This is a genomic window from Marinifilum sp. N1E240 (assembly GCF_009295825.1).
GTDB lineage: Bacteria > Bacteroidota > Bacteroidia > Bacteroidales > Marinifilaceae > Marinifilum_A > Marinifilum_A sediminis.
Genome location: NZ_WHKF01000019.1, coordinates 1 through 9,748 on the forward strand (window position 1 = coordinate 1; position 9,748 = coordinate 9,748).

Below are 9,748 nucleotides of genomic sequence, written 5' to 3' on the forward strand. Positions count from 1 at the left end.
TAGGTAGAGAAAGCGGCAAATAGAAATGCTGTTGAACGAGGAACGAGTGAGACTATCTATTTCTATTCGCTTTTGAGACTTTATGGGTCACTGAGTAGGTGCGCCGTAGATTCTTTGCTTCCTTTCTAATCAATGGAGAAAGGAAGAGCCCGTCCGGCTTACGGACAAAGCATTACTACATTTTTTTAGAGGGAGCAATATAGCTTAAGGTCATTATAAAGATTAAAGCAAGAGATATTTTAAAGTTGATAAAGATTAGAAAGAAAGCGACCAATTCAATCACCGGATCCTTAATCCAATTGATGATAGTCCTTCTTTTCAACTCTTTTTTAGTTTTATCAGTTCTATACAATCCGCTTTTAAATATGGCATAATAATTCAGCAAACGATAGGTTAAAGCTTTAAAGAGATAAGCACCTATCAACAGCATTGCCGAGGTCTCTTGATTTCGAGCTTGCCCAAGCAAAGCTGTCGGATAAACAATTAGCGATAAGGAAAACAGAAACAACAAGTTGAGCCAGGTAAAGGTGTTGTTAACGGCTCTCATTTTGCTAAATAACACATGATGATGGACCAAATGAACGGCTATAACCAGAAAGCTAATGGCATAAGGAACCAATTGAGGAATAAAGAATTTTAAAAACTCTAGAATAGTATAGTCCCTAAGCAGATAATTTTCAGGAATTTTAAAGGTCATCACCAAAATGGTTATTAAAATAGCAATTACACCATCACTAAAGTTTTCCAATCTTTGTTTATCAATACTCTTGCTTTTATTCATGTAGTATCCGTTCCTTATGTTTTAAATTCTTACCAATTCAATCTTGATTGAGTGGTTGTATTCCAAAATATTCCCGTTTCAAATTCACTGGTGATGAATTCATAAATATTTCTCGCAGAAGTTTCCGGCGAAAGACTAGCCATAGCAACATTTCCTTCCGTAATAGTCGTTCTTACCCAACCCGGATGAATCGAGGCAACAGTTGCTTTCCCTTTCAGTCTGTTCGAAAGGATTTTGGTGTACATGTTCAAGGCACTTTTCGACATTCTATAGGCAACCGAATCGCTACTTTTACATCCATCAACAGAACCCATATGAGATGAAACATTTACAATTTTAGCTTGCTTGTTTAAGCTATCAATTACAGCTTCCGTAAAAAATACAGTTCCTGTAACATTTACATCAAAAGTCTGTTTAAACGATTCTTTTTCAGGCTTTCTTGTATTTAAATCCAAGCCTACCCCAGCATTGTTTATTAAAATATCAATTTTGTGTTCTTTTAGGTGAACAGTCGCCGCCCTTTCAATACTTTCAAAACAAGTTACATCTAGTTCAATTGCCGTAAAATCCGGATGGCTTATTTGATCAACTCTACCACTTCTACAAGTTCCTATTACCTTATAATTATTTTCTAAAAACAATTTAGATAAAGCAAGACCAATGCCCTTACTTGCTCCTGTAATTAACACACACTTTTTCATTCCAAACACTTTTCTATTTTTTAACAGGTAACATAAACTTTAACTCTTCAGACGACTTACTGGGCATAAATTCAATAATTTCATAATCTGCCAAATCGTGAATCTTAAATGGATCTTTTTCTATTATATCTTGCAATTCTTTCTCATCCGAAACAGTTGAAATAATAATGCCTCCCATTTTAGGATTCTTTCTTCCTGAAATTATAAATTTCCCTGCTTTATACTGTTCATCTAAATACTCAACATGTTGTTTTAAGTATTTATCCACAGCTTCTAATGTAACTTTGTATGTAAGATTTATTATAAACATTTTATAAATTGTATTTGCATCAGATTTTCTTCCTTAAATCTTGAATGATTCTTCCATCCTTCAATAAGAAATCTATTTTTAAAAGATATCTCAACCTCTACTTTTTGCTTAAATTGTATACCCACAAATTTTCGTGATATCTCAGATATAATTTTTTGTCTCTAATTACCGGGTGCACAAAATGATCTTTCTTTTTACTGTCGAGTTTAAAACTGCTGACCAATTCCATCGAGTTGTCTGAAACCTTCATTAATGCCATCTCTCCCGTATAGGTAAAACAATAAAACATTTCATCAGCATAAATAACAGAACCTTCACTTATGGTGTCCATCGAAAACAAAAACGCCCCAGAATTCCAGTCAATTGCAGACCATTGTTTTTTGCTTTTACTGTAGCTTACAATTTTATCCTCCAACAAAATTGCGCTTCCAAACACTTGATCGATTACATTACTCTTCCATGCCACATCATAATTTAATCCATCATTGCTAAGTTTAAGCTTAACACTACCACCTTTTCCACCATCAATTGCGAATAAGTTTCCATCCTTGTAAATTGGAGTATTAGGATGTTCCGGAAATCTGTAAATTAAATCGCCATATCGCCAGGCAAGTTTCCCATTCTCAGCATCAACAGAAATCAAAGAGCTATCTGTCATGGTAATCAGAAACTTCTTTTCGTTATGCGTAATAACAAGCGGAGAACAGTAAGCACTTTTTTCACCTACACCTTTGCTAACCCATATTGTTTCCCCTGTTTCTCGATTTAATGCCACTATGTTTTTTTCCTTTCCCCCTGGCACACAGATAATCTTATCCTCGTCGATTACCAAATTCTCAGTAATTCCAAAAGTCACATTTTCTGCATTAAATTCGTTTAAGACATTCTTTGTCCAGATTTGTTCACCATTCTCTGCTTTCAGACAATATAAATCTCCAAATCCACTTAAAATATAAATGCAACCTTCGTAAACCAAGGGTGTTGTTCTGGTACCAGGAAAATTTTTGGTCCACTCCTTACCATATTCCTTTTTCCATAAAAGATTGCCTTTCAAATCGAATGCAAACAGATTACCTATTGAGTCTATCACTCCATTAATATAGACTGCTTTTTGGCTAACTGCAGCCGAACTAAAGCCCTTTCCTAGCTTGTCAAAACTCCAGGCAAGTTCCGGACCTTCTATAGGCCATATTTTCAACAAACCTGTTTCTGGATATATTCCATCCCGATTGGGACCACGCCATTGGCTGGATTCATTTATACAACTCTGAAAAACAACAAATAATACCAATAGGTACTGAATGTAAATTCTTTTATTCATGCTTCATTGATTTAAGAAATTATTCACGTGTAAATTTCAAACTTAAAGTACTTAACGAATTAACTAACTTAGAAGAATAAGATAAATCTATCTTCAATTATTGCTTAATCGAATAAACTTGAAGCGTTTCTCCATGTCGGATATACAGTTTTCCATCACCAATTACAGGATGTGACCAATACTGCCCTTTACCGATATTGATTTTGAATTCACTAACAATATCCAATTTCTCCGAATTGATATTTGCCAAAGCAAGATGTCCGAATTTTTCTTCAAACAAATACAACATTTCACCATCTGATATTATAGAACCTTTGTTGTACCACTTGGTCGACCATTTCGTTTCTCCCGTTTCCCAATCAACACACACCCAATTTCCCATCGAATTGTGAATAAAATTCGAACTGTACAAATACCCATCAATAAGAACCATACCACCAAGGTGAGTATTTATATCTTTGTTTTTCCATCCCAATTCAACAGCCGATCCATCGTCGGATAACACCAACTGAATTCCTACAAATTTGTGTCCTGCAGCAACAAATATCTTCCCATCATGATAGATTGGTGTATTGGCATGATTTTTAAAAGAACGACCTCCAATATCAGATGTTTCATCGTAATTTACTTTCCAAAGTAATTTCCCATTAGTGGCATCTACACCTATAATGTATTTGTTTGTGTTGGTCACAATTATCTTCCTACCCTTGTAATTAACAAGCAATGGATTCACATATAAAGGTCCTTCGTTCAAGGGTTCAGCTTCCCACACCACTTCTCCATTTGCAGCATTAAAAGCCACCAGGGAAGCCTTACTCCCTCCTGGCGATGCAATAATTTTATCATCAACATATAAGGGCGATTCAGATACACCAAACATGACAGGTTTCGAATCGTAAAGTTTGTAATGGTTTTGCGACCAAAGCATTTTACCATCAGAATTCACACAAACCATATCTCCTACACCACTAATCAAATAAATACGGTCACCAACAACGGTTGGAGTAGATCTGGTACCATCAAAATTTCTTGTCCAGGCTTTACCGTAAATCATACTCCACTTTTCAGCACCGTCAAGAGTTAAAGCAGTTAGAACATCATCCTCCCCTTTTCGTCCTGTAACATAAACTGTTTCTTTTGTTACGGTAGCTGATGAATAAGCAAAGCCAATCCCATTTTTTTCCCACAACAATTCGGGACCAGAAGTTGGCCATTTCTTTAATAAATTATCCTCCTGATAAACACCCGATCTGTTAGGACCACGCCATTCGTATATTTGTGCAAAGCTTGTTAAACTAAAAAGTGTTAGAACAAACACAAGTACAAAAAATCTACATGCAAGTTTCATAATTTAGGTTTTTGGGTTTTTATTTTTATAAAGTCAAAGGGTTAATCGCTTGTCAATCCCATCTATTTAAATTCGATAAAGCTAGTTTTCCACCTCCTGTAAAGAATAACGCGATGGAACCAAATAGATATAAGCCCAACAGTTCAATACCCCATCCTCCGTGTTGATTCAAGGAAAAAACATCACCTGAATGAGCCAGGAAAATGGCGAATAATACACCAAAAATATAAGCTGCAGAAGCCAAACGAGTTCTATAACCAATTAGTATTAATATGGGAGCTGCAATTTCTGTAATGTAAACACCATAAGCCAAGAAAGTTGGAAAACCAGCATTAGCCAACATTCCTTCAATACCAGATACACCACTTAATTTTGCAATTCCATGCAATAACATTAATACTCCAATAGCAAGTCTAAGGATTAGTAATCCTAAATCTGTGTTTTTATTCATGTTGATTAAAATTTTATCTATTAATTATACAATTTCATATTGGGAGACATAAAAAATTAATATCTCTAATGATACTTCTTAATTATGCCTCCCATCCCACATCAATCTATGAATCAATTTGCGCACACTTCAAATCAAAAATCTATGCTAAACTTAAAGTCAAGATCAATAAGCTGTCCACCAAGCCTCATTTTCATGATTTGTACTTTTATGAATCTCTATCGACTCTCCGATCTTAGGCACAACATATTGAATATTTGCACTTTTTGCAGCAGTAATAAACCTTTCTACAGGTTCTGTCCAGGCGTGCTGCGATAATCGAAATGCTCCCCAATGAATTGGCATAATTTGCTTGGCCTTTAAATCCAAACCTGCTTGAACAGTCTGCTCTGGAAACATGTGAATGTTAGACCACTTTTCATTGTACTGACCACATTCCATCATTGCAAAATCGAAAGGACCATACTTTTCACCTATTTCTTTAAAATGATCGCCATATCCACCATCTCCACTAAAATAGATGTTGTCCATTTTCGTTTTTATAATCCACGAACACCACAGCGTGCTATTAGATGTACTAAGCGTTCTACCCGAAAAATGTTGAGAAGGAACACTTCTAAACACGATACCATCATGTTGAGCTTCATCCCACCAATCTAGTTCTACAATTCGTTCTTTTTCAACACCCCACTTTTCGAGATGCACACCAACACCCAGTGGAACGTAAAACATGTTAACCTTATCCTTAAGTTTTCGAATGGAACCATAATCCAGATGATCGTAATGATCGTGTGAAATAATTACAGCATCAATCTGTGGAAGTTTTTCAATAGAGATTGGCAAACTTGTACTAAAACGTGAACTGCCAAGCCAAGAAAAGGGAGACGGCACATCTCCAAACATGGGATCAACTAGTATATTTTTACGATCTGTTTGCAATAAAAATGTCGAATGCCCAAACCATATTAAACGGGTACTATCCTTATAGTTGGCTATATCAGTGGAATCCTGCTTTACAAATGAAAGTGTATTGTTTGGCTTTGTTTCTTCTCTAGGTGAAATCAATTCTCCTATCCCCTCTCTGAAATCCTTAAAATTAAATTTCATGTGTGATTCGAAAATAATCTTATTTCTAAACTCTCCATTCTCGAAATTTGGCGAATCCACATATAGTTCCTTCTGATTTTCAGGAATATCACCTCCAAACTTAGGATTGCAACTCACAGCTATTACGATTAAGCCAGTTATAAGTGTAAAGATTCCAAGAATAACCATTCGTTTTCGTTTTCTATTTTTTGAGAAGTAACTCTTCATATTTGTGCTATTTTAAACTCTAAATCATAAATCTTTTCAAGTGTAAGCCAAAACTGTTTCGACAAATCAACATTCAAAGCAATGTCATTCTTTGGTAGCAGAACTTTACCCAAAGTATTATGGTAATAGGCACCATTTTCAATATTAGACTGTGTAGCACATATTAATGTCATCTGTGCTCCCATTTCAGCAGTAATAAATAATCGTCCGAATGCGCGTACAAAAAAAGAATTTTCATCATTACCCAATCCTGATGGAACGATTCCCGGATGTACCAAGTTCATTTTATAATTAGGAAACAATCTGTGAAGTTCATAAGCCCACCACATCATGCCAACTTTACTACGAGAGTAGGCTTTTATACCACTTTTACCATCATAAGAATAGTTTGGAGTACAATCATCGGCCTGTATATAAATATCGCCGGTTACCGATATAATTTGTGCATTAGAAGCAAGTAAAGATTGAGTATGAAGTTGCTGAAATAATACATGATGTCCCAATACATTTACAGCAAAGGTTAATTCATATCCTTGTGGTGAAAGTTGGCAAGATCCGGTCACTGCAATCCCTGCATTATTTATTAGGACATCAATTTTTCGCCCTTTAAGAATTTTGCGTACAGCTTCAACCGCAGTATTTATTGTAGAAATGTCACCAAGGTCAAGTTTTACTGCATAAACTTCACCATTTAACGCTCTATTCTCCTGTTCTGTTTTCTCTTTATTTCTAGATAAAACAATTACCTCTGCACCTCTATTTAATAAACCTTTTACGGTCTCTAAACCAATACCTCGATTCCCTCCGGTTATCGCTACAATTTTGCCATTTAAATTCGGTTCATTAGGACAGCGATGAGTTTTAGCTTTTTGTCGCCAAGCCCCAAGAAACATTCGTTTAAATTTGCCATTTATTCGTGTTGTTTTCATGATAAACCAGTTTTAACAATACATTCATTCTTACTATTAGCTATTCTTTACCGAATATTTATTCGATTATTATTTAAAAAAAATTATTTTTTCAATGCATCCCTTACAATACTGAAAGTAAGGTCTATGGTTTCTTTATTCATTTTAAGCTGTTCTCCTTTTACGAGTGCGGAAATCTGTTTAGCCATTCCCGAAAGTATGGCATGAATCATATTATCATCCAAATCTTTTAAATACCCCGAGTCTCTTCCTTCCTTAAATAAATCTGTTTTTGGTTTTAGCTTATCTCCTTTTTGCTTAAAAGAACTTTTATCGAAATAAGGAGATTGCATCCATTGTTCCATAAAATTTATTTCTCTTTCATTATTCAAACGAAATTGCAACATGTGTATCCACTTTGCCCGCAACTTATTCTCAAAGGAAGTTGAATCAGCCAAAGCAGAATTAAGACCATCAGAAATTTGTTGGAGTATTTTAAAACCGATCGAAACAATTAAATCTTCTTTAGTTTTAAAATATACGTAAAGAGTAGAAGGTGAAATTCCTACCCGCTTAGCTAATTTAGACATTTTTACACCAGCAATGCCAGTCTCATAAACAATATCCAGAGTCTGTTCAATTATCGAATTTTCTTTATTCTTATCTTTTAACTTCACCTATTTTAATCGAATATTTATTCGGCAATATTAATGTTTAATTTCTACAAAACCAAATCAGCTTAAATTCTTAAGCAATTTTAAAATTGCGAAAACCATTCTAAAGCTCATGCTACCATCCTCAAATCAATTAAGACTTTTTCATCTTTTATTTAATTTTTCGTATCTTAATTAGAGAAGTAAGCCAACTTACAAACCTTTTGTAAGCAGCATCCACCAAATGAAAACCTATGAAGAGAGCAATAATTTGTGTAGCAATACTATTGTCCTGTGGTATGGTAAACGGACAAAGTCCAAAAAATTTATCATTGGAAATTGTAAACGGAATCAGTATAGTCAACAGCGATTTTAGCGATCTTGTGAAAGATGGATTCAACAACGAAATATCAATCAGCAAAAACTTTTGCGATAAGCTCTCTCTGGGGATGGGCGTAAAACACTCCTCTTTTAACGTCAAGCAAGAATTTGGACAAACCAGCGGTAGCCGAAATCAGTTCCGTAGCATAGGTTTTGATTTAGGTCCGCAATTTAGCTTTGGCTCCGATCGCTTTTCCCTTAGGTTATACGGCAGAACCGGATTGGCAATAAATAGTACTCCTGAATTAATCTCGCGTTATCCTAATACCGATATTGTCACCAACAATTTAAGGCAGCAAAGCCTAAATGCTCTCACTGCTCGCCTGGGCGCCAAGCTCAATACCGAATTGTGCAAAGGCATTCAACTTTTTGTGAGTAGCGAATATCTAACATCATTAAATGGTGACATTTCCTTTCAAAGCAAAGACATTTCAAAAGCCATTCGTGCCGATGGTAGTATCGATCCCGATTTGGCAAGCGAAATTCCGACTACATCAACAAGTTTTAACTTCACCAGCATTAATGTGAATTTTGGAGTGAGCATTGCCATTGGAAAATTGGGAAACCATCCCAACAGAAGAAGTTCCAATCCTCTTTATCAGGATAAGGGAAACAAAGCTGTAAATCCAATGTACCAACCACGTAGCAGTGGTAACAACAATCCACTGTACCAACAATCGGGCAATCAAGGATCGAATGTATTGTACGAAGGAGCGAATAATAGCGGTGGTAACTCAGGGCAAAATTCAGGAACACGAGCACAGGATTACAACTCGAGTCGTAGCAACACCACTACTGCTGCACAGCTAGACAATCAGGATGAAAAAGAAGAGATCGATCCTATTAGCACAGCCACCGATTACAATTCAAGCCGAAGCAATAAAGCAGATGGTGTAATCGAGAATCCAAATGGTGGAAATAATAGTGGAACTCGTGCTCAAGACTACAACTCAAGCAGAAGCAACACCACTACTGCTATAGAGCTAGACAATCAGGATGAAAAAGAAGAGATCGATCCTATTAGCACAGCTACCGATTACAATTCAAGCAGAAGCAATAAAGCAGATGGTGCAATCGAGAATCCAAATGGTGGAAATACTAGTGGAACTCGTGCTCAAGACTATAACTCAAGCAGAAGTAACACTACGACTTCTATAGAGCTAGACAATCAGGATGAAAAAGAAGAGATCGATCCTATTAGCACAGCCACCGATTACAATTCCAGCAGAAGCAATAAAGCAGATGGTGCAATCGAGAATCCTAATGGTGGAAATACTAGTGGAACTCGTGCTCAAGACTACAACTCAAGCAGAAGCAACAGAGGAATTGCCGCTCCTAATGATGACATTCGTGTTTCCATGTCGCGAGCTGACAAGAAGAAAATGAAACGCAAGTTAAAACGAGAAAAAAAACAAAGATTAAAGGAAGAACGCAGAAAAAGAAAATCACAAGCAGTAGTATCCCATAAAGTGTGTAAGTAAAGTTATTCTGATTTTTTGAGAGCCCTTTTCTAGCTCAAGAAAAAAATCGGAAATAACTTTATAAGGCGAGTAAATCACTTAAACACACTTATTATGAAA

General features: G+C 35.8%; 10 protein-coding genes. 1 reads left to right on the forward strand and 9 read right to left on the reverse strand.

Annotation, left to right across the window (positions count from 1 at the left end; all coding sequences use genetic code 11):
* Positions 1-175 precede the first annotated feature (175 nt).
* From GCQ56_RS19950 to GCQ56_RS19990, 9 genes are all read right to left on the reverse strand, one after another.
* Positions 176-781 (reverse strand): TMEM175 family protein, encoded by a 606-nt coding sequence (locus GCQ56_RS19950; RefSeq protein WP_152736308.1) that lies wholly within the window; start codon positions 779-781, stop codon positions 176-178.
* 29 nt (positions 782-810) lie between these two features.
* A complete protein-coding gene (locus tag GCQ56_RS19955) occupies positions 811-1,482 on the reverse strand; it encodes an SDR family NAD(P)-dependent oxidoreductase (protein WP_152736309.1) in 672 nt (223 codons plus the stop codon).
* A gap of 13 nt (positions 1,483-1,495) precedes the next feature.
* Positions 1,496-1,792: a YciI family protein gene (locus GCQ56_RS19960; protein WP_152736310.1), complete on the reverse strand. Its 297-nt coding sequence runs from the start codon at positions 1,790-1,792 to the stop codon at positions 1,496-1,498.
* 97 nt (positions 1,793-1,889) lie between these two features.
* The gene (locus tag GCQ56_RS19965; protein ID WP_152736311.1) at positions 1,890-3,113 is read right to left on the reverse strand and encodes a PQQ-binding-like beta-propeller repeat protein; all 1,224 of its coding nucleotides are present in this window, start codon (positions 3,111-3,113) and stop codon (positions 1,890-1,892) included.
* Positions 3,114-3,210: 97 nt separating this feature from the next.
* Complete coding sequence (locus GCQ56_RS19970) at positions 3,211-4,461, reverse strand: PQQ-binding-like beta-propeller repeat protein (protein WP_152736312.1); 1,251 nt, start codon at positions 4,459-4,461, stop codon at positions 3,211-3,213.
* 52 nt (positions 4,462-4,513) lie between these two features.
* Positions 4,514-4,912, reverse strand: a complete 399-nt coding sequence (locus GCQ56_RS19975; RefSeq protein ID WP_152736313.1) for a DoxX family protein — start codon at positions 4,910-4,912, stop codon at positions 4,514-4,516.
* A gap of 165 nt (positions 4,913-5,077) precedes the next feature.
* Positions 5,078-6,226: an MBL fold metallo-hydrolase gene (locus tag GCQ56_RS19980; protein ID WP_227006128.1), complete on the reverse strand. Its 1,149-nt coding sequence runs from the start codon at positions 6,224-6,226 to the stop codon at positions 5,078-5,080.
* Complete coding sequence (locus GCQ56_RS19985) at positions 6,223-7,155, reverse strand: SDR family NAD(P)-dependent oxidoreductase (RefSeq protein WP_152736314.1); 933 nt, start codon at positions 7,153-7,155, stop codon at positions 6,223-6,225. The genes GCQ56_RS19980 and GCQ56_RS19985 overlap by 4 nt, the downstream gene beginning before the upstream one ends.
* Before the next feature lie 83 nt (positions 7,156-7,238).
* Positions 7,239-7,811 (reverse strand): TetR/AcrR family transcriptional regulator, encoded by a 573-nt coding sequence (locus tag GCQ56_RS19990; RefSeq protein WP_152736315.1) that lies wholly within the window; start codon positions 7,809-7,811, stop codon positions 7,239-7,241.
* Between the two features lie 230 nt (positions 7,812-8,041).
* Between GCQ56_RS19990 and GCQ56_RS19995 the strand changes: the two genes are divergently transcribed.
* Positions 8,042-9,649, forward strand: a complete 1,608-nt coding sequence (locus tag GCQ56_RS19995; RefSeq protein WP_152736316.1) for a hypothetical protein — start codon at positions 8,042-8,044, stop codon at positions 9,647-9,649.
* Positions 9,650-9,748 lie beyond the last annotated feature (99 nt).